The sequence below is a fragment of the Chryseosolibacter indicum genome, from assembly GCF_018598585.1.
Classification (GTDB): domain Bacteria; phylum Bacteroidota; class Bacteroidia; order Cytophagales; family Cyclobacteriaceae; genus Chryseosolibacter; species Chryseosolibacter indicus.
Map to the genome: position 1 here is coordinate 114085 of NZ_JAHESD010000007.1, position 20621 is coordinate 134705.

18 protein-coding genes and 1 pseudogene are annotated in these 20621 nt (G+C 39.4%); 8 read left to right on the forward strand and 11 right to left on the reverse strand.

The window, feature by feature from the left end:
• The first annotated feature begins 110 nt into the window (after positions 1 to 110).
• Positions 111 to 1638, forward strand: a pseudogene (locus tag KK060_RS05340) (IS1182 family transposase).
• A gap of 128 nt (positions 1639 to 1766) precedes the next feature.
• Here KK060_RS05340 and rho read toward each other — a convergent pair.
• A complete protein-coding gene (gene rho, locus KK060_RS05345; protein WP_254152662.1) occupies positions 1767 to 3341 on the reverse strand; it encodes a transcription termination factor Rho in 1575 nt (524 codons plus the stop codon).
• Positions 3342 to 3355: 14 nt separating this feature from the next.
• Between rho and KK060_RS05350 the strand changes: the two genes are divergently transcribed.
• The 4 genes from KK060_RS05350 to KK060_RS05365 all read left to right on the forward strand — a co-directional run bounded on the left by KK060_RS05350 (position 3356) and on the right by KK060_RS05365 (position 7687).
• Positions 3356 to 3526, forward strand: a complete 171-nt coding sequence (locus KK060_RS05350) for a hypothetical protein (protein WP_254152663.1) — start codon at positions 3356 to 3358, stop codon at positions 3524 to 3526.
• Positions 3527 to 3628: 102 nt separating this feature from the next.
• Positions 3629 to 4903, forward strand: coding sequence for a serine--tRNA ligase (gene serS / locus KK060_RS05355; protein ID WP_254152664.1), 1275 nt, complete (start codon positions 3629 to 3631; stop codon positions 4901 to 4903).
• 155 nt (positions 4904 to 5058) lie between these two features.
• Positions 5059 to 7197 (forward strand): prolyl oligopeptidase family serine peptidase, encoded by a 2139-nt coding sequence (locus KK060_RS05360; protein WP_254152665.1) that lies wholly within the window; start codon positions 5059 to 5061, stop codon positions 7195 to 7197.
• Positions 7198 to 7210: 13 nt separating this feature from the next.
• The gene (locus KK060_RS05365) at positions 7211 to 7687 is read left to right on the forward strand and encodes a GNAT family N-acetyltransferase (protein WP_254152666.1); all 477 of its coding nucleotides are present in this window, start codon (positions 7211 to 7213) and stop codon (positions 7685 to 7687) included.
• Here KK060_RS05365 and KK060_RS05370 read toward each other — a convergent pair.
• From KK060_RS05370 to KK060_RS05400, 7 genes are all read right to left on the reverse strand, one after another.
• On the reverse strand, positions 7684 to 7986 hold the full coding sequence (locus tag KK060_RS05370) for a DUF4286 family protein (protein ID WP_254152667.1): 303 nt from the start codon (positions 7984 to 7986) through the stop codon (positions 7684 to 7686). The genes KK060_RS05365 and KK060_RS05370 overlap by 4 nt on opposite strands.
• Positions 7987 to 8000: 14 nt before the next feature.
• Positions 8001 to 8462 carry a 3-oxoacyl-ACP synthase gene (locus tag KK060_RS05375; RefSeq protein WP_254152668.1) on the reverse strand — a complete coding sequence of 154 codons (462 nt, stop codon included), beginning with the start codon at positions 8460 to 8462 and terminating at the stop codon, positions 8001 to 8003.
• A 146-nt stretch (positions 8463 to 8608) separates the two neighbouring features.
• Positions 8609 to 9823, reverse strand: coding sequence for an NAD(P)-dependent oxidoreductase (locus tag KK060_RS05380; protein WP_254152669.1), 1215 nt, complete (start codon positions 9821 to 9823; stop codon positions 8609 to 8611).
• A gap of 119 nt (positions 9824 to 9942) precedes the next feature.
• Positions 9943 to 10716, reverse strand: a complete 774-nt coding sequence (locus tag KK060_RS05385; RefSeq protein WP_254152670.1) for a TIGR00266 family protein — start codon at positions 10714 to 10716, stop codon at positions 9943 to 9945.
• 84 nt (positions 10717 to 10800) lie between these two features.
• Positions 10801 to 11010 carry a hypothetical protein gene (locus KK060_RS05390; RefSeq protein WP_254152671.1) on the reverse strand — a complete coding sequence of 70 codons (210 nt, stop codon included), beginning with the start codon at positions 11008 to 11010 and terminating at the stop codon, positions 10801 to 10803.
• 9 nt (positions 11011 to 11019) lie between these two features.
• On the reverse strand, positions 11020 to 12555 hold the full coding sequence (gene gltX / locus KK060_RS05395; RefSeq protein ID WP_254152672.1) for a glutamate--tRNA ligase: 1536 nt from the start codon (positions 12553 to 12555) through the stop codon (positions 11020 to 11022).
• 80 nt (positions 12556 to 12635) lie between these two features.
• Positions 12636 to 13016, reverse strand: a complete 381-nt coding sequence (locus KK060_RS05400; RefSeq protein ID WP_254152673.1) for a RidA family protein — start codon at positions 13014 to 13016, stop codon at positions 12636 to 12638.
• 203 nt (positions 13017 to 13219) lie between these two features.
• On the opposite strand from KK060_RS05400, the gene KK060_RS05405 reads away from it, so the two are divergent.
• Positions 13220 to 15175 carry a GAF domain-containing protein gene (locus KK060_RS05405; RefSeq protein WP_254152674.1) on the forward strand — a complete coding sequence of 652 codons (1956 nt, stop codon included), beginning with the start codon at positions 13220 to 13222 and terminating at the stop codon, positions 15173 to 15175.
• Positions 15176 to 15236: 61 nt separating this feature from the next.
• On the opposite strand, the gene glmS is transcribed toward KK060_RS05405, so the two are convergent.
• From glmS to KK060_RS05420, 3 genes are read right to left on the reverse strand one after another with little or no spacing between them, the layout of a single operon-like run.
• Positions 15237 to 17072, reverse strand: a complete 1836-nt coding sequence (gene glmS, locus KK060_RS05410; RefSeq protein ID WP_254152675.1) for a glutamine--fructose-6-phosphate transaminase (isomerizing) — start codon at positions 17070 to 17072, stop codon at positions 15237 to 15239.
• Positions 17073 to 17078: 6 nt separating this feature from the next.
• Positions 17079 to 18524, reverse strand: coding sequence for a hypothetical protein (locus KK060_RS05415; protein WP_254152676.1), 1446 nt, complete (start codon positions 18522 to 18524; stop codon positions 17079 to 17081).
• Positions 18508 to 19311, reverse strand: a complete 804-nt coding sequence (locus KK060_RS05420; protein WP_254152677.1) for a glycogen/starch synthase — start codon at positions 19309 to 19311, stop codon at positions 18508 to 18510. The genes KK060_RS05415 and KK060_RS05420 overlap by 17 nt, the downstream gene beginning before the upstream one ends.
• Positions 19312 to 19431: 120 nt before the next feature.
• Here KK060_RS05420 and panC point away from each other — a divergent pair, with 120 nt between their 5' ends.
• On the forward strand, positions 19432 to 20274 hold the full coding sequence (gene panC, locus KK060_RS05425) for a pantoate--beta-alanine ligase (RefSeq protein WP_254152678.1): 843 nt from the start codon (positions 19432 to 19434) through the stop codon (positions 20272 to 20274).
• A gap of 82 nt (positions 20275 to 20356) precedes the next feature.
• The coding region (gene panD / locus KK060_RS05430) for an aspartate 1-decarboxylase (RefSeq protein WP_254152679.1) at positions 20357 to 20621 on the forward strand (265 nt) is incomplete at its 3' end.

Consider the following 20621-nt stretch of genomic DNA (forward strand, 5'->3'; position numbering starts at 1 on the left):
TTTGGCAAATAAAAAAGAGGCTGTCTCAAAAGGGCAGCCTCTTTTATTAAGCACAAAAAAAAGAAGAAGGCCGAAGTCCTCTTCTTAATGCAAGTCGTTATCTTGCTTTTGTGCAACTAAGAACAAAAGTAGTTTTCAAGAACTACACTCCAACCAAGTGATGATGCTTCCTCCTAGTTTGGAGGAACTCATAGATAAGAACCATCCAGTTCGCATTGTAAATCAAGTAATTGACAGGATTGACATTGATCCATTACTAAAAAAATTTAAAGGAGGTGGTACTTCAAGTTACCATCCCCGGATGCTTTTGAAGGTGCTGGTCTATGCTTATTTGAATAACACCTATTCGTCTAGGCGGATGGAGGCAGCTCTTAAGGAGAACATTCACTTCATGTGGCTGGCGGGGATGAACAGGCCTGACCATAACACGATTAACCGTTTTCGCAGTGAACGATTGAAAGATGTTTTGAAGACAGTCTTTTCCCAAGTTGTACTTCTGTTATCAGAAGCTGGTCACCTGAGTCTGAAGGACATTTATACCGATGGTACCAAGATCGAAGCACAGGCTAATCGCTACACTTTTGTATGGGGGAATGCCATCAAGACCAGCAAGTCGAGAATGGAAGAGCAACTCAAAGAGCTGTGGTCATACGCAGAGAAAGTAGCGACTGAAGAGCTAAGAGATGAAGCTCCGGAGAGTTTTGCTCCTGTGAGCGCTGAACATGTCAAAGAAACGATCGAGAAGATAGATCGAGCCCTGGAAGGAAAAGCAATATCGAAGAAAAAGCGTCAACAACTTAATTATGCTAAAAAGAATTGGCCTGCCAACGTTGAGAAGTATGAAAAACAGGAGGAGATTTTAGGGAAGCGTAACAGTTATTCCAAAACCGATCCGGATGCAACCTTCATGCGCATGAAAGAAGATCACATGAAGAATGGACAACTCAAGCCTGCGTACAATGTTCAAATGTCAAGCAATAATCAATTCATTGTCAATTACACTTTACATCAGAACCCTACCGATACCACCACATTAAAAAGCCATCTGAATACCTTTCATTTGTTGTATAAACACTATCCAGAAGCTCTTACTGCTGATGCAGGATATGGATCGGAAGAGAATTACGTATTACTGGCTAACAGAAAGATATCAGGCTATGTTAAGCATAACCAATTTGATCGAGATCAACGTGGCAAGGACAAAGACTGGTTTAAGGGCGACAATCTGGAGTACGATAAAGCCAGGGATATTATCTACTGCCCGATAGGCGAACCGATGAAAAATATCGGTATGGCCACCCGCAGAACAGCAAATGGATTTAAACAAACATTAACAAATTACCAGGCCAGCAATTGCAAAGGATGTCCTGTTCGAGATGCTTGCCACAGCCAAAAAGGTAATCGCATCGTGGGTATTAGTCATCGACTTCGAAGATTAAAGGAGCAGGCCTGCGTCAGATTAACCAGTGAAAAAGGTGTTAACATCGTAAAAAACGTCCGGCAGACATCGAACCTGTCTTTGCCAGCATCAAGCACAACAAAAACTTCAAGCGATTTATGCTTAGAGGTATCAATAAAGTTGAAATAGAGACCGGACTGTTGGCAATAGCACATAATCTGGCGAAACTGGCAGCCTAAAGTCCCCCACTTTTATTTTTCTCTCCAAAAAATCAGTTCATCAACCCTCAAAAACGAAAAAAGCCGCCTCATGACTTTTGAGACGGCCTCTTTTTTATTATTAAACCAATGAAACTTTAGTTCAAGAATTACCCGTTCATTGATAACAAGAACTCTTCGTTGTTTCTTGTTCCTTTCATCTTCTGTAGCAGGAATTCCATCGCTTCATTAGAGTTCATATCACTCATAAACTTACGAAGTATCCATACACGTTGTAGCTCCTCCTCTTTCATTAACAAGTCTTCACGTCTTGTACCTGAAGCTGGGACATCAATTGCAGGATAAACGCGCTTGTTAGCCAGCTTACGATCGAGCTGTAACTCCATGTTACCTGTACCTTTGAATTCTTCAAAGATAACCTCGTCCATTTTGGAACCCGTATCTATAAGGGCAGTTGCAATAATTGTAAGTGAGCCACCATTCTCTACATTACGTGCAGCACCAAAGAAGCGCTTAGGTTTATGAAGAGCGTTGGCATCAACACCACCAGAAAGAATTTTACCTGATGATGGTACTACGGTATTATAAGCACGTGCTAAACGTGTAATAGAATCTAAAAGGATTACTACATCATGGCCGCATTCCACCATTCGTTTTGCTTTTTCTAAAACAATAGAAGAAACTTTTACATGGCGCTCAGCTTGTTCATCAAAAGTTGAAGCAACAACTTCAGCTTTAACACTACGTGCCATATCAGTAACCTCTTCCGGACGTTCGTCTATCAAGAGCACGATGAGGTAAACTTCTGGGTGGTTTTCAGCTATTGCATTGGCAATTTGCTTTAACAATACTGTTTTACCTGTTTTTGGTTGCGCTACAATCATACCGCGCTGACCTTTACCAATAGGAGCAAAAAGGTCAAGGATACGTGTAGACATGTTATCTGGTGTTGTACTTAACCTCAGCTTTTCTTCCGGGAAAAGTGGTGTTAGGTATTCAAAAGCAACACGGTCACGGATTTCTTCTGTTGTCTTTCCGTTTACAGACTCTACTTTAAGCAGAGCAAAATATTTCTCGCCTTCTTTTGGCGGGCGTATAAGACCTTTAACAGTATCACCAGTTTTAAGACCAAATAACTTTATTTGTGAAGGTGATACGTAAATATCATCAGGACTGGCTAGATAATTATAGTCGGAAGAGCGAAGGAAACCATAACCATCCTGCATAATTTCAAGTGCACCTTCATTGCTGATTGCGCCATCAAAATCGCGGATGTTAGGACGTTGCTGCTGCTGTTGTTGCCTTTCCTCACGCGGATGCTCCTGGCGCTCATTGCGAACAGGTTGTTCGTAAGATTCAGTTTCTACTGGTCTTTCGTCAAAGCTATCCTTATCTTCAAATTTTGGAGTATCAAAGTCAAGATTTATAGAACCGAGCAGGTCATCAGTAGTTTCTTCCACTTCTGCTTTTGGTGCAGATGCGGGAGCAACATTCTCGCGCCTTCTAGGACGCATCTTGCGTTCTGGTTCTGCTTCTTGTGCAGCAGCTTTCTTAGGAGCAGAGGCGGGAGCTGCGTCAGTATCACCGGATACTGCCTGTTGATCAAGGATTTTGTAGATAAGATCTTGTTTGGTAAGTTTTTTGGCATTTTTAATGCCCATCCCCTCAGCGAGTTCTTTCAGCTCAGAAAGAAGTCTGACGTTCAGATCATCAATCGTATACATGTTTATTTGTTGGAATGATTGTTTGTGAGTATGTGTTTGTGAGTTGGTTTAAATCAGAAAAAAGTCTGGAACTGTCTATCATCAACACAGGAAGTCTTGAAGTTAAAGAGTTCGAAAGCAAAATTACCGGATTTATTTTCAGAGGGCTTGAGATAAAGCCGTATGATGATGCAAGTATAGGTTAAAATTTAACATTATCAAACCGTTAAAAATATTTTATTCAAGCATCAACCGTCACGGGATTACAAAAAAATTAATTTTGAACCCGTTAATTAAACAATAAAAACATGCTACAGGTTTCTGTTATCCGGGATGAAAAAGAAAAAATTATTAAAGCTCTTCAAAAGAGAAGACTTAAAAATTTAGAGCAATCTTTGGATACCATACTGTCGCTGGATCAAAAACGCAGACAAACCCAGCAACAGCAGGATAGTCTCTTAGCTGAATCTAATTCATTAGCAAAAGAAATTGGTGCTTTGATGAAGTCAGGTCAGAAAGACCAGGCCGAACAGCTGAAAGCAAGAACTGCTGACATTAAAAGAACAATTGCTGAGTTGGGGCCGGAGCTATCAAAAACTGAAGAAGAACTTCAAAAGCTATTATATACAATTCCCAATACACCAACAGATATTGTACCTGAAGGTGGCGGTCCTGAGGAAAATATTAACGTACATGAATGGGGTGTTAAACCAGCGCTGGAAGAAGGAGCATTACCACATTGGGAGCTTATAAAGAAGTATGACATTATCGATTTTGATCTTGGTAACAAAATCTCAGGTGCTGGTTTTCCTGTTTACAAAGGTAAAGGCGCTAAGCTGCAGCGAGCACTGATTAACTTCTTTTTAAATGAAGCTGAGGGATTAGGATATAGAGAAATTCAGCCGCCGATTGTAGTTAATGAAGCTTCTGGCTATGGAACAGGGCAACTTCCCGATAAAGAAGGTCAGATGTACCATATTGGTCTGGATAATCTCTACTTAATTCCAACTGCTGAAGTCCCGATTACAAATTTGTACCGTGATGTAATGCTTACTGAGGATCAGCTGCCTGTTAAGAATGCCGGGTATACGCCGTGCTTCAGGCGAGAAGCAGGAAGCTGGGGAGCACACGTTCGCGGACTAAATAGATTGCACCAATTTGATAAAGTAGAGATTGTTCAAATCACTAAACCAGAAAACTCTTATCAAGCACTGGATGAGATGTGCGCTCATGTTCAAGGCTTGCTAAAAAAACTCGAATTACCTTATAGAAAACTATTGTTATGCGGGGGCGATATGGGCTTTAATTCAGCTATAACTTATGACATGGAAGTGTTTTCTGCCGCTCAGCAACGCTGGCTTGAAGTAAGCTCAGTAAGTAACTTCGAAACCTTTCAAGCTAACAGACTTAAATTAAGATATAAAAACAAAGAGGGTAAGACGCAACTACTACACACTTTAAATGGCAGCGCCCTGGCTCTTCCCCGAATCGTTGCTTCTATTCTTGAAAACAATCAAACTAAAGAGGGCATTAGAATACCAAAAGTATTAGTTCCTTATACAGGTTTTGACATGATTAATTAAAAGTTGAAAGCCAGAAGTTATTATGAATAACTCTGGCTTTTGATTTTTAATTTAATACGGTTTATCGCCATCAGATGGCATTCATGTCCTTTCATCACAGTACTATTGTTCGCTTGCTTTACAGCACTTATATTTTGAAATAATTGTTAACCAAAATGAAAGTTCTGATAAGCTTTGCCCTTATATCGTTTTTAATCATGTCGTGTAACAAACCTTCTGAAACATCGAGCGGTGTTTCAAAATACCCTGAAACAACAAAGGTAGATACTGTAGATAATTACTTTGGTACAGAAGTACCCGATCCCTACAGATGGCTTGAAGATGACACATCGCAGTTAACTGCGAAATGGGTTAAAGGTCAGAACGAAGTGACTTTTGGCTATCTCGATAATATAAAATACAGAGATAAAGTAAAAAAACGACTGGAAGATCTTTACAATTATGAGCGCCTTGGCGCGCCCTCCCAGGAAGGCAACTATTATTACTTTTCCAAAAACGATGGTTTGCAAAACCATAATGTGATCTATCGCAAAAAAGGAATAGATGGAACACCAGAGGTATTCCTTGATCCTAATACATTTTCGAAAGATGGAACAACTGGCCTTGCAGGACTTTTCTTTACTAAAGATGGTTCTAAGGCAGCTTATCTGATTTCAGAAGGAGGATCAGATTGGAGGAAAGCCATTATCATTCAGGCATCAGATAAAAAAGTACTTGAAGATACATTAGTTGATATCAAGTTTAGCGGTATTGCATGGAAAGGCAACGATGGATTTTACTATAGCAGTTATGATAAACCTGTAGGAAGCGAACTATCTGCAAAAACACAGCATCACAAACTCTATTATCACAAACTTGGTACCCCCCAAAAACAAGACAAACTTATATTTGGAGGTGAGAAAACTCCAAGGAGATATATTTTTGCCAGTACCACAGAAGATGAGCGTTTTCTTATCGTAAGTGCTTCAGTAAGTACCACAGGTAATGAATTATACATTCAGGATCTTAATGATCCTCAGGGACAGCTGAAACCTGTTGTTACCAATTTTGACAATGAACATCAGGTTATAACAAATGATGGATCCAAGCTTATTATTCAAACGAATTTAAAGGCACCCAACAACAGAGTTGTATATGCCGAGTTCGCCAACCCATCGCCAGATCAATGGAAGGACCTTATCCCGGAAACTGAAAATGTTCTTGACGCAAGTACTGCAGGTAAAAAACTATTTGCAAGCTACATGGTTGATGTAAAAACCCAGGTAAAACAATATGATCTTCAAGGTAAATTTGAACGAGAAATACAGTTACCTGGTATTGGTACCGCTGGAGGTTTTGGTGGTAAAGAAACTCAAAAGGAAATCTATTATTCATTTACTTCCTTCACATATCCTACTACTATTTTTAAATACGATATTGCGTCAGGTCAATCAACCTTATATCAAAAGCCCAAGGTGGACTTCAACCCTGAAGACTACGAAACAAAACAGGTATTTTACCAGAGCAAGGATGGCACGAAAATCCCAATGTTTATAGTGCATAAAAAGGGCGTTGAACTGAATGGAAAAAATCCTACCTGGCTGTATGCGTATGGTGGATTTAACGTGAGCTTGACACCTTCCTTTACTCCATCACGTATAGCATGGCTTGAGAATGGCGGCATCTACGCGCAACCGAACTTGCGAGGAGGAGGCGAGTATGGTGAAAAGTGGCACATAGCGGGAACCAAGATGAACAAGCAGAACGTCTTCGACGATTTTATTGCCGCAGCTGAATATCTATTTAAAGAAAAGTATACATCTAAGGAATATCTTGCTATCGCAGGAGGTTCTAACGGAGGGCTACTGGTAGGGGCTACGATGACTCAAAGACCTGATCTTGCAAAGGTTGCTTTCCCTGCAGTAGGTGTTATGGATATGCTTCGTTACCACAAATTTACAGCAGGCGCAGGATGGGCTTATGATTACGGTACTTCCGAAGATTCAAAAGAAATGTTCGAGTATTTGAAGAGGTATTCTCCTGTTCACGCTTTAAAACCTGGTGTTACCTACCCAGCTACATTAGTAACTACAGCAGATCATGACGACAGGGTCGTACCTGCTCACTCATTTAAATTTGCTGCAACGCTCCAAGAATACCATAAAGGAGAGAACCCGGTATTAATTCGAATAGAAACAAAATCTGGTCATGGTTCTTCAAACCTTAAAAAGGCACTTGAGGTAACAGCTGACCAATATTCATTCGCATGGTACAACATGGGGGTAATTCCGCCTCTCGCAAAAGACGAAATGTAATACCGCGTGCTAGATGAAGATCAGAGAAGGACGTAAAGAAGATCTTTCACGGGTTTTAGAGCTCGTGAAAGAACTCGCTGAATACGAGCGAGCACCACATGAGGTAACCAATACACTTCAACTAATGGAAGAAGATGGCTTTGGCGCAAATCCCGTTTTTGGATTCTTTGTGGCAGAAGAAAATAATTACATCATAGGTCTTTCATTGTACTACTGGCGGTATTCTACATGGAAGGGTAAGCGCCTCTATTTGGAAGATATTATCGTAACAGAAAAAGAAAGGGGACGTGGCATTGGTAAATTACTTTTTGACAGAACAATGCAGAAAACCTTAGATGAAGGATGTACAGGAATGATGTGGCAAGTACTGGATTGGAACGAGCCTGCTATAAATTTTTACAAAAAGTATGGGGCAAAACTAGATGGTGAATGGATCAATTGTAGCCTTGAAGCATCGCAGATAGAAAGCCTGTTGAAGAAGCCTGCTTAAACCTGCTCGAGCAAAGTTTGAAAAACAACATGTTTGTTCAAAAACCTCTGCCTATGCTCCTCAATTAAAACAGGGGCATATACTTCTATGTATTGCTGTATCTGATCAATACTATTAGCATAATATTGAATACTGTATGATACAGTTTCTTCATTTTCATCGTGAAGTATCTTAAACATTTTAGATTCTACAAATAAACCTGTATTGAGTACGTCTGGTATATGTTTCCCTTTGATCCATTGGAGCCACTCCTGTTCAACATCGCGATCAATACCTACAGTTACATTATATAATAACATTCACTTCTTATTTATTATTGAACATCAAGTATCTTAAAACTCCTGGTGTTAAATTGAACCGCCTGTCCCTTTGCTGCTTGTGAAAGACTTAAACCAATAGGAGAAGAGGGTGAGATACAAAGATAATTTTTATTATCAATTACAACCTGACCTGCACTAATGGACAAATAATAATTGCCTTGATCAGTAATAACTAAACTACCCGGCTGAATAACGTTACTATTGTGCAACGCAGGTTTAATTCTATCCAACTGGTTCTTCAGTTTAATTGACTCTGCCAATTGGTTGTTATGTTTCTCCATCTCTAGCTGGATCATAGATCGGCCAGTTTCATACTTATCACCTGCAGAGCTTTTTGTTTCTTCCTCAATATCCTGATGTAATAATGCAAGCGCCTGCTCACAAGTTTGAATCCTTTTTGCCAGGTATTCCTGACAAAAGACATGCAGTTTATGTTTAATCTCTAAAACGTTCACAATTTTAACTCAGTGCTTAAATCGTTTCACCACTGTCCGCAATTATAGTAACCGAATGTGCAAAGAAAAAAATTATTAAACTTATCATGAAAGAAAGACCAATAGAAAACGCTCAAATTGGCCGTTCACAACATGTAATACTTTTCTTACGCTACATAGTCTTTTAAATACATAAAAGGTGGAGTAAGTTCTCCTTGTTCTGCTATAGTAGCACGTTCGATGATCTTCTCTTTATCCTCCGCTATTAACAGAGGCAAAATTCTATCAATAAGGTCTCTTCCAAACTCCTCTGATGCGCTTCTTGGAAGCTCACAAGGCAAGTTGTCAATTGCCATAATAGTTATAAAACTGTCATCACTTAACGGGAGTTCAATTGAATCACTTATGGGGTTATAATCATAGATAGGTTCAATGATTGACGAAGCTCGTTTAGTGCTGGGCACAGAGCCATTCATATCACATGTAATATCTGCGATTACCTTAATTCTAAATTCAGAAGACTGCATCTCACCTTTTGTAAAAAGAACAGGTGCTTTTGGATTCCAGTATGCACCCGCCATAAGAACATCAGCTACTTTTGTATAAGCATTAAAGTACGATGAGTAACGTTCAGGATACTGGTGAAACTCGTCCCGATTAAAATGACCTCCACCAATTCTAATATGATAATCCGAACTACTTAATTGTGTGTACACGGGTTCACGAAATTCACGATTCAGGAAATCTCCAGCGCTTACTTTTCTAATACCTGCTGTGTCCAGCGTTTCCATAGCACCCTTTCCTACACGACCTGCTCCTGTTAATATAATTTTAATTGCAGGTAATTTGATCTTTCGCAGTTCTAATTTCAAATCATTGACATCAAAGCACTCATACGCCCGTCGTAATGAAAAGATACCATATCGTTTGCCATAGGTCCACAAACCATTATACGCCCCAACGATTCCAGCATACCGCCCAAAAGCTACGAGCCGGTTTCCTAAACTGTCCTTTAGCGTTTCATAGTCAATAAGTCTTATTTTTTTCTTCAGTATCTCACGAAGCAAATTTCTGTTGTACGGTTGTTTTTTTATTGTATGAGAGAAAAACAGATAGGTTTTACCCGGTATTAGTTGATCAATAGGAACTTCTTTAATTCCCATAAGAATTTCACATTCATCAACATGTTCCTGAACTGTTATTCCCAATGCTTTATACTCCTCATCTTTAAAGCATCGGATCTCACTTTTCTGACAGATTATCTTAACCTCTGGATATCTCTGTTGAATTTCTTCAACTTGTAATGGTGTAAAAGCAACTCGCTTGTCAGGTGGAACTTTACCTTCCCGAATAATTCCTATTCTTAAAACCTCTTTGGCCATTATCAAAAATAGCAATCATTTGTTATCGCTGAAATATCCTGTAAGTCAAAGAAGCGAGTTAGGACCAGCAAAAAAAATGCATGCGTTAATTCGCATGCATTATATCTATATTGATTATCTTATTGTTCAAAGAAACTTCCGAGTAAAGAACTACCTTCTTTACCGCTATTTCTTCCATAAGGAGCCAAAGCCTGAACAAGCTTTCGTATTGGCATTGATTGAAGCCAAACACGGCCAGTGCCTCTTAAGGTAGCAAGAAATATACCTTCGCCTCCGAAAATCATAGAACGCAATCCCCCAGCCGCCTGTACATCAAAATCGATATGAGATTCAAATGCTACTACACAACCGGTATCTACACGTAACGTTTCATTGTTTAAGGTCCTTTCAATTACTGTTCCTCCCGCATGGACAAATGCTTTACCATCTCCCTGCAGTTTTTGCAGTATAAAGCCTTCGCCTCCTACTAATCCCGATCCAATCCTTTTGTTAAAAGTAATTGACACTTTGGTGCCCAACGCCGCGCATAGAAAGCCGTCTTTTTGAACTATTAATTCTCGATTAGGAAAGGTTGATAAATCAATGGGAATTACAGTTCCAGGATAGGGAGCAGAGAAGCCAACTTTAGCCTTTCTGTTACCTCTATTGGTAAAGTGAGTCATGAAAAGTGACTCACCTGTAAGCATCCTCGTACCCGCAGATAATAACTTATCAAAAAGTCCCTGATTAGGATTTGATCCATCTCCCATCTTAGATTCGAACCCTATTCCATCTTCCATGTAAAGCATTGCACCTGCTTCAGCAATTACGGTTTCCATGGGGTCAAGTTCTACTTCAACAATTTGAATGCTTTCGCCTTTGATTTGATAGTCTATTTCATGTGATAATGCCATAATTAAGGATTGGTTTAAAAGCAATATTAAAATAAAGCCTGAAACCATTTCTGATTCCAGGCTTTACAAGTTCTTAAGAGAAAATTATTTTTTCTTTTTGCCTTTTTTCATCTCATCGTAATCCTCACGCTCAGCAAGCTTCTTATCATCAACGTTTTTATTTAAAAACTCATTGATTTTTTCTATATCCATATTTGTCTTGATCTCACCAAATGTGTCAATAGATACATCAAAACCGCTCAGTTCTTTATGAACCTTGGGTTTACCCTTTTTTGACTCTTCTTCGCTCTTCATATCCCTATTTTACGCAACTTTTACTTTCAAGGTTTTCAGTGCATAATCAATTCTTTGAATAACCTCGTCTCTTCCTATAATTTCCATGACCATCATTAGGTCCGGACCGCCACCGGCACCTGTAATTGCTACTCTTACCGCCTGTAACACTTTACCTGTACCAATACCTAAAGCTGATGTCACTTTATCCAACAATGATTTAGCTGTTGTAGCATCAAGGTTCTGAAGACTCGAAATCTCACTTCTAAACCCAGACAATACCTTTACAACGTCTTCATTCCATTTTTTACTAACCACCGCCTGATCAAAATCTGTCGGTGCGTGAAATAGAAACTTTCCTTGCTCCCATAAATCCTGAGGAAAAGTTACTCTTTCCTTCATTAGAGCAGCAATCTTTTCGGCTTTCCCTCTATCACATGCTACGCCTTCATTTTTTAATGACTCCAATAAATATCCAGCAAGCTCATCATCAGTTTTTGATCTTAGATAATGCTGATTAAACCATTGTGCCTTTAAGATATCAAAACGCGTTCCTGCCTTACCAATGCGTTCAACTGAAAAAGCAGCTATTAACTCCTCCATCGAGAAGATTTCTTGCGTAGTACCGGGATTCCACCCTAAGAAAGCAAGAAAATTGATAAGCGCCTCCGGTAGATAACCAGATTCTTTATACCCTTTTGCTACTTCACCTGTTTGGGGGTCTTTCCAGGTTAATGGGAAAATTGGAAAGCCCAGTTGATCAGCATCACGTTTGCTCAATTTTCCATTTCCATCCGGCTTAAGAAGTAATGGCAAATGCGCAAATTGTGGCATCTCATTTTCCCACCCAAAACTTTTATACAATAGCACATGAAGCGGTGCAGACGGTAACCATTCTTCACCTCTAATTACATGTGATATTTTCATTAAATAGTCGTCGACTACATTTGCCAAATGGTAAGTCGGCATGCCGTCAGACTTCATAAGCACCTTGTCATCGATTTGGGATGAATGAACCATTACCCATCCTCTGATCATATCATTCAACCGTATTTCTTCCTTACGCGGCACCTTCAAACGAATAACATATGGCACCCCTGTTTCTATAAGATTCCTTGTTTCTTCTTCTGATAACGTAAGCGAGTTACGCATTTGCATACGCGTAATGCTATTGTATTGTGGTGTAGCCACCCCGGCAGCCTTAAGCCTCTCTCGCATTTCTTCAAGCTCTTGCTCAGTATCAAATGCATAGTATGCCATGCCCTTGTCAATCAATTGTTGAGCATGTTCTTTGTAAATTGCCTTTCTTTCTGATTGACGATAAGGGGCGTGCGGGCCACCAACTCCTACGCCTTCATCAATTGTAATTCCAACCCATTTTAAAGAATTAATGATGTATTCTTCAGCTCCTGGTACAAACCTATTTTGGTCAGTGTCCTCAATACGCAATATCATCGTACCTTTTGTCTGTCTTGCCAGCAAATAATTATACAATGCAGTACGAACTCCTCCAATGTGCAATGCACCGGTTGGGCTTGGAGCAAAACGAACACGAACTTCTCTCATAGGGTAAAAAACTTAAAACAGGGACGCAAATGTAAGCCAGATTTACGATTTGTTTGGGGTTAATGGCAAGTTTGTCCCAATCATTTTACAGCGATACAAGAAATTTCAACGTTAACATCTTTAGGTAAGCGGCTAACTTCTACCGTCTCCCTCGCCGGAGGGGCCGTTTTGAAATACGAACCATAAACCTCGTTTACCTTAGGGAAGGCGTTCATATCTTTCAGGAAAATTGTACTCTTAACAACATTACTAAAATCTAATCCAGCGGCCTTAAGAATCTGTTCAAGATTATACATCACCAATTTTGTCTCTGAAACAATATCACTGGTTACTAATTGTCCTGAAGGTTTATCAAGGGCTATTTGGCCACTGATGAAAAGTAAGTTTCCTGCCTGAACCGCTTGACTATAAGGGCCAATCGGCTCGGGAGCCTGTGGGGAATAAATGATTTCTCTAGTCATAACTTTATGTTTTGTATTGGTAGCCAAAATTAAAATAATCAGCCAATTAAGTGAGCCGACAAGTGTCTTCGATTAAGCATACCTCATCAATTGCATCCCAAATTGGGTATTATCCTAATTTAAATGGTTCATGTAAGATTAAGCATCTGCTAGGATATGACAATTTGCGTTTATATTTTAAGTTGCGTTAACCTTTACCCCATATGTTTAATTTTAAGTACAACAGAAGCGCTTTCTTCTCGGTCAGTGTTCTTTCTCTGATTATTCTTGTCCTTGTACTCGCATCACTCTTTTACTACCTGGTAATCAATCAGGTTGAGGCAGGAAATAACTCAATGGCCGTAACAGCAGAGCTTACAGCCCAATCTGTAATGGAAAAAGTAGATAGAAACTTCTACGAAAGGTTTGGTGATGTACAAGCATTTGCCTTTAACCATCTAGCCATATCTACAGCTGAAAATGACAGTGTTGTGGCAGGCACACAGGAATTCTTGAATACGATGACCGCCTATTATGTGCTGTATGACTTAATGATGATTTGCAATAGCTCCGGAAAAGTGCTAGCAGTAAACACAAAAGATAAAAATGGTCATGCAATAGGCTCAGAGCATTTTTTAAACTTAAACATGGCTAACGAAGAATGGTTTAAAGTATGTACATCAACAGAAGGACCTAAAGGCGGAGCATGGTACTCCGATTTTACTTCAAATCCTCAAATAGGTAGTATCTACGGAACAAAAGGATATGGAATGGCTTTCGCTGCTCCAATAAAGAACAATAATGGCAATGTTGTTGGTGTTTGGTTTAACTACGCTTCGTGGAAAGAAGTTACGGAAGGAATAAGAGAAGAAGCAGAACAAAATCTTTCTAAAGATCATAAAAACGCGTTTGTTGTTATGACAAAAAGTACCGGTGAGATTATCAGTACGGGGAATCACGAGCTTTTAGGCAAAATGCTTTCTTTAAATTCTGAGAAGGCTTTACAAAATGAAACAGTTATTCCTGTATCGAATTACATCTATGGTCTTTCAAAATCAAAAGGTGCTTATACCTTTTCAGGAAAGAACTGGATAACCGCTACCTTTATTCCTAAAGAAAAAATCTCATGGGCAGTATTCTTTTCTAAGAAGAACATGTTTGCCGTAGGCATTTGTTTATTAGTGTTAATATCCGTTGTAATATATATCTATAAATTTTTTAAAAAGAATATCATCTCTCGTATCAATGAACTTAAAACATTACAATTTCAACTGAGCGAAGGAGAGATAATAAATGTAAATGAAGATAGCAGAAGAAGTGATGAGTTTAGTGATATGAAGAGATCTCTTTCAAAACTTGCAAAAAGCCTTCAATTCAAATCTTCATTTGCAGATGAAATTTCAAAAGGCAATCTAACAGCAAGCCTGGAACACACTAATGAAAAAGATGCATTGGGCAACTCACTCTTGAATATGCAATCTCAATTATTGGTTGCAAAACAAAAAGACAATGAGAGAAACTGGTCAGCGGAAGGACTTGCCGAAATAGCTTCCATCCTTCGCAGTTTTAATTTAACAGAAGAGCTGTATAATAAAATTGTTAAGTTCGTCGTAACCTATTTAAATGCTAATCAAGGAGCTCTCTTTCTTATCACAGAGAAAGAGGAAGGCAGCGTTCTTATGTTAACCTCTTGTTACGCTTATGATAAAAAGAAGTTTATTGAGAAAGAACTGAATCCGGACCAGGGCTTAATTGGTCAGGTCATTGTAGAAAAACAAACTTTATATCTCAAGGAGATTCCTGTAGATTATGTACACATTACTTCAGGACTAGGAGGAGCTTCTCCAAAGGCGCTTCTTATAGTACCACTAAAAGTTAGTGAACAAGTTTTTGGTGCGTTAGAGCTGGCATCGTTTGATGAATTCAAGCCATACCAAATAGAATTTGCAGAAAAGCTTGCGGAAAGCATTGCTGCATCACTGAGTTCAATTCAGCAAACGGTTAAAACAAAAATTCTTCTTGAACAATTACAACAGCAGACAGAAGAAATGAAATCGCAGGAAGAAGAGATGCGCCAGAACATGGAAGAACTTTCAGCGACACAAGAAGAAATGATTCGGAAAGAGAAAGAGTATATAGCGAAGATTAACTTCCTCGAAAAGCAAACGGTGAAAGTATGATAAACAAAAAGGAGGTTTATCGCCTCCCTTTCTGTTTTAGTATTGTATAGATATCCTACCCTTATTCAACTGTCACTGACTTCGCCAGGTTTCTTGGCTGATCTACGTTACATCCACGCATTACGGCAATGTGATAAGATAAGAGCTGTAGGGGAACTACTGAAACCATCGGCATCAAGGCCTCATGTACAGATGGGACTTCAATAACGAACTCTGCCATTTTTGGAATTAATTTGTCACCTTCTGTAACAATAGCAATTACCCGTCCCTTTCTTGCGCGAACCTCCTGAATATTCGAAACAACTTTCTCGTAAGAGCTATCATTAGTTGCAATGAATACCACCGGCATCTCCTCATCAATAAGAGCAATAGGCCCATGCTTCATCTCTGCAGCGGGGTAACCCTCCGCATGGATGTATGATATTTCCTTCAATTTCAATGCCCCTTCCAATGCTACGGGGAAGTTGTAACCCCTTCCTAAGTAGATAAAATTACGCGCATCTTTAAATTCCGCTGCAATGCTCTCAATTTGATCGTTTAGTTTCAAAGCTCTCTCAACTTTGGCAGGAATGGTTTCCATTTCCACCAAAAGTTCATGAAGCTTTTGCTCTGTAATTGTTCCTTTTTTCTGGGCAACAATTAATGCGATCATGTTAAGAACAGTAAGCTGAGCAGTAAAGGCTTTTGTACTGGCTACTCCAATCTCCGGTCCGGCGTGCGTGTAGGCGCCAGCATGTGTAGCACGTGCAATTGATGACCCCACTACATTACATACACCAAAAATTATTGCTCCTTTAGATTTTGCCAGTTCAATAGCAGCAAGCGTATCAGCCGTTTCACCTGATTGCGAAATTGCAATAACAACATCGCCTTCTCTGATAACAGGGTTTCTATACCGGAATTCAGACGCATATTCAACTTCAACTGGTATACGACAGAACTCTTCAAAAAAGTATTCCGCCACTAAACCCGCATGCCATGATGTACCACAGGCAACAATTAGAATGCGATCTGCATTTGTCAGTTTAGCAAGATACTCCCTTAAGCCGCCTAAAACCAATCTCCCCTTTTGGGCATCCAGGCGTCCTCGCATACAATCGCTGATTGAACGTGGCTGCTCAAATATTTCCTTCAGCATGAAATGTTCGAAACCACCTTTCTCTATTGCCTCAAGTTCTAGGTCTACTGTTTGTATATAAGGCGTAAGTGGTAAGTTAGCTGTATTTTTAATACTTAATTTACCATCATTAATAACTGCTATCTCCTGGTCGTTTAAGTATACAACTTCGTTTGTATATTCGACAATAGGAGTAGCATCGGAGGCAAGAAAGAATTCATCTTTTCCTACACCTATTACCAACGGGCTACCCTTTCTTGCGGCAACTAATAAATCAGGATCTTCTAAAGACATGATGACTATTGCATAAGCACCAACTACACGGGTTAATGCAAGTCTTACAGCCTCATCTAGTGGGCATTGCTCATGCTCTTTTATGTCTTCTATAAAATGTATGAATACTTCTGTATCCGTATCACTAAGAAATTTATGGCCTTTGTTAAGAAGCTCCTGTTTTAGCGAGCTGTAGTTTTCAATAATACCATTATGAATTATTGCAAATTTACCGCTAGCCGAGTAGTGAGGATGTGCATTCACATCGTTGGGTTCGCCATGCGTGGCCCATCTTGTATGGCCCATCCCGATGTGGCTATTTAAGGCTTTTCCCTTAAGATGTTGTTCAAGGTCAGTAACTTTTCCTTTCTTCTTATAAACACTTAAGCCTTCATTTAATAAGGCAATACCAGCACTATCATATCCCCGATATTCAAGGCGCTTAAGGCCTTTAATAACTACTTCCTGGGCTTGACGTTTACCCACATAAGCTACTATACCACACATAAAAAATTAAGGAGTTATTTGAGTCGGACGAGTGTATTTAATTCTAAGTTTTATATTGTCTTTATTAAAGATGGTTCTCGTTATACCACGAGACATTGACGGCGAATAAGGGTAAAGGGCGACGTACTTTAATCGTGTATCGTTAACCTGATTATTAAAATTCTTATTCGTAAAGAGACTTTGCGTAAACAGTGTTAAAAAGCCATTGAATTGATTACTCTCACTGGAGTAGTTAATCGTTGCTACGCTTTGAGAAGATGTCCTATAGTCGGCAAATACATCAAAGTATCCATCTTGAGTCAGATAGTATCTTAGTAATGCATCGCGATCGGCCTGTACCTTTATATTCGAGAATACATTGTTTTCATTGATCGAACGAAGTAGCAGAGCAGAGTGAGGGCTCATTCCCAGAGGCGATTCGACCCCTGATATAATTAGTTGAGATTCATTAACAATAATGTTACTTACTGTATCAGCAAATTTGTAGAAGTTGCTTAGGTCAACCTTTGTAATTACAGGAGACCCACTTTGAATATACCTGGCTCCGCTTTGGGTTTCCAATGTCTGGTATAAAGGCGAGCCTGACAATTCCCCTGCTCTTTCCGTAACAACGTGCGTAAATGCAGGATTATAAGAAGTTGTACCGCCCGCTGTAGGAAAGAAATAAAAGAAAGCAGTTAATGTATCTGTGCTTGTATGATAGTGCAACGCCACCCTGCTGAAAGCGCTGTTTACACTATAACCTAAGACACCATTGTTTGAACCGGGTAGCAGTGCTAGCCCTTTAAATTCATATCGGAATTTCCTTAAATCAGAGTATTTAGAATCGGTGTTATTCTTTGCTATGTCAAAAAGTCGTTGACCGAAATTGTCATCCATCCGCCCTTTAGCAAGAACTGTATCTCTCCCGGTGGTTTTAGTGGCCTCTTTTCTCAGGCTATCATAATGAACATTAAAAGAAATTTCACTTAATGGTGAGGCATTATAAGCAACACTTGAGTTGTAGTAATAACGCTTATAAAAAGATAACGAATCACCCGTTATTTCATGCAGGGTTATTTTCTCCTGCTGGGGGCCGCTATTGCCATAAGCATAGAGGTTAAGTTGCAACTGAACGGTAACCGAATCGTAAACAGCAGATGCTGCGAGTTGGGTAGAACTCCCTGGACTCAAGGGTAAAAAAGATTCGGCTTTAATTAAACCCAGTGTCGGATCGTTATAACTTCCTACAAGAACGTCATGAGTTAAACTGGTATTAGTTGATATATTATCAGTAATAACAGAATCGATAAGCACAACGCTTGAGGTAAGCGGAATGTCTATCTGAAAAACGTTAAACTTTTTGTTAGGATTTCTGAAACCGAGAATGCTGTCTTCTTCATTACAAGAGAAAAAAAATAAGGCAACTGCGAACAGCATCAGTTGCCTTAATCTCTTAGCCCACAAGTTCATTATAGAGGTTGTAGTACGATTCAGTGTAATTTTCGTCTTGATCGATAGTTTCGATTTTCTTCTCCTTAATTTTTTTGAAGAGCGCTTCAAGTTTTTTGTGATCGCCAGCTACAATAACAGCATCAGAAAACTCAACACCTAACTTGATAAAACCTTCAAAGTCGGCAGTCTTTAAATTGCCAAGCATGTTATCTTCAATATCCATCATTTTCACCTTCTCAAGTATATCAGATTTAAACTTGTGATTGAAGGCGTTGTCATAAATGGTAAAGACTGTCTTTGTGTTCTTGAATAATGGATCGTTCTTATACGTTGTTTTTAAATACAACGGAATGAAGCTTGTAATCCAGTCGTTACAATGAACGATATCAGGAGCCCATCCTAATTTTCTTACTGTCTCAATAACACCTTTACAGAAGAAAATTGCACGCTCATCATTGTCTTCATAAAAATTGTTCTCCTTATCGTGGAAAACTGATTTACGGTGGAAATAATCTTCGTTATCGATAAAGTATACCTGGAGCTTTGCATTTGGTATAGACGCTACTTTAATAATCAAAGGCTTCTCCTCATCACCCACTGAAATATTTATTCCAGAAAGCCTCACCACTTCATGTAGCCTGTTTTTACGCTCGTTAATAATCCCAAAGCGCGGAACCAGTATGCGGATCTCCATCCCTTTTTCCTGCATCGCCTGAGGTAACTTGCGTACGAAGTTAGCCACCTCTGAAGTTTGCAGAAAAGGGTCGATCTCACTGGCTACATAAAGAATACGGATTTTTGACATATCATTAGATTTAAATGTAGAACGGAATTAAGAGCCACAAAAGTACAAAAAAATACCCCCTTATTCAACTTAATTTCAGTTTTCCCTATATCTTTGCGCCCCTTTGCCAAACCGGCTAAAATGAAGATTTTCAAGGAAATAGCGCCTTTAAAAGCTTTTTTAAAGGATTTGAGACTAAAGAATAAATCGATAGGTCTTGTACCGACGATGGGAGCCTTGCATAAGGGCCACATAAGTTTAATTGAAGCTTCAAAAGCTGAAAATGACATAACTGTCAGCACCATCTTTGTAAATCCTACGCAATTCAATAACTCAAGCGACCTTTTAAAATATCCCCGGACTCTTGATAAAGACACCAAAATGCTTCAAGAAGTTCAGTGCGATGTTCTTTTCGCCCCTGATACCCAGGAGGTTTACCCCCAAGAAGTTGTTTTGTCCTTCAATTTCGGACAGCTAGAAAAAGTGATGGAAGGTAAATTTCGTCCGGGGCATTTCAGCGGTGTCGGGCTTATTGTCTCTAAGCTGTTTAATATTGTCGAACCCGATAACGCCTACTTCGGCCAAAAAGACTGGCAGCAATTTGCAATTATCAACCAGCTGGTAATGGATCTAAACGTAAATGTTAAACTCCACGCAGTGCCAACATTGAGAGAGCCGGATGGCCTTGCTATGTCTTCCAGAAACCAACGCTTAAATGAGAAAGAGAGAATTAAGGCAACAGTGTTCTTTAAAGCGCTTTTAGCGGCAAAAGAACTGCTTGTACAAGGTGGAGACTTTGTAGCGGCAAAAGAAAAAGTACAAGCTATTGTAGAAGGCGAACCGGGTGTAAAACTTGAATATTTTGAATTAGCAGACAGCAAAAACTTAAATCTCTTACAAAGTGTTTCTAATGTTGATAAACCAATATTATGCATTGCAGGCTACGTAGGTGAGGTAAGGCTAATTGATAACATGTTCATTTAATACAGAACATAACATCAGGACGCAGCAGCCACATTTTATCTCCTGAACATTTTTTTTGTAGACTTGCATTGAAATACGATAAATGAGAATCGAAGTATTAAAATCAAAGATTCACCGCGCAAAAATCACTCAGGCTGAACTCCATTATGTCGGTAGTATTGCAATTGACCAGGACCTAATGGACGCTGCAAACCTAATAGAAGGCGAGAAGGTTCAGGTGGTTAATGTTAACAATGGCGAAAGGCTTGAAACCTACGTAATTAAAGGGGAGCGCGGTTCCGGTTCTGTTATCCTCAATGGGCCGGCAGCACGTAAAGCGCAAATAGGGGATATTGTTATCATTATCT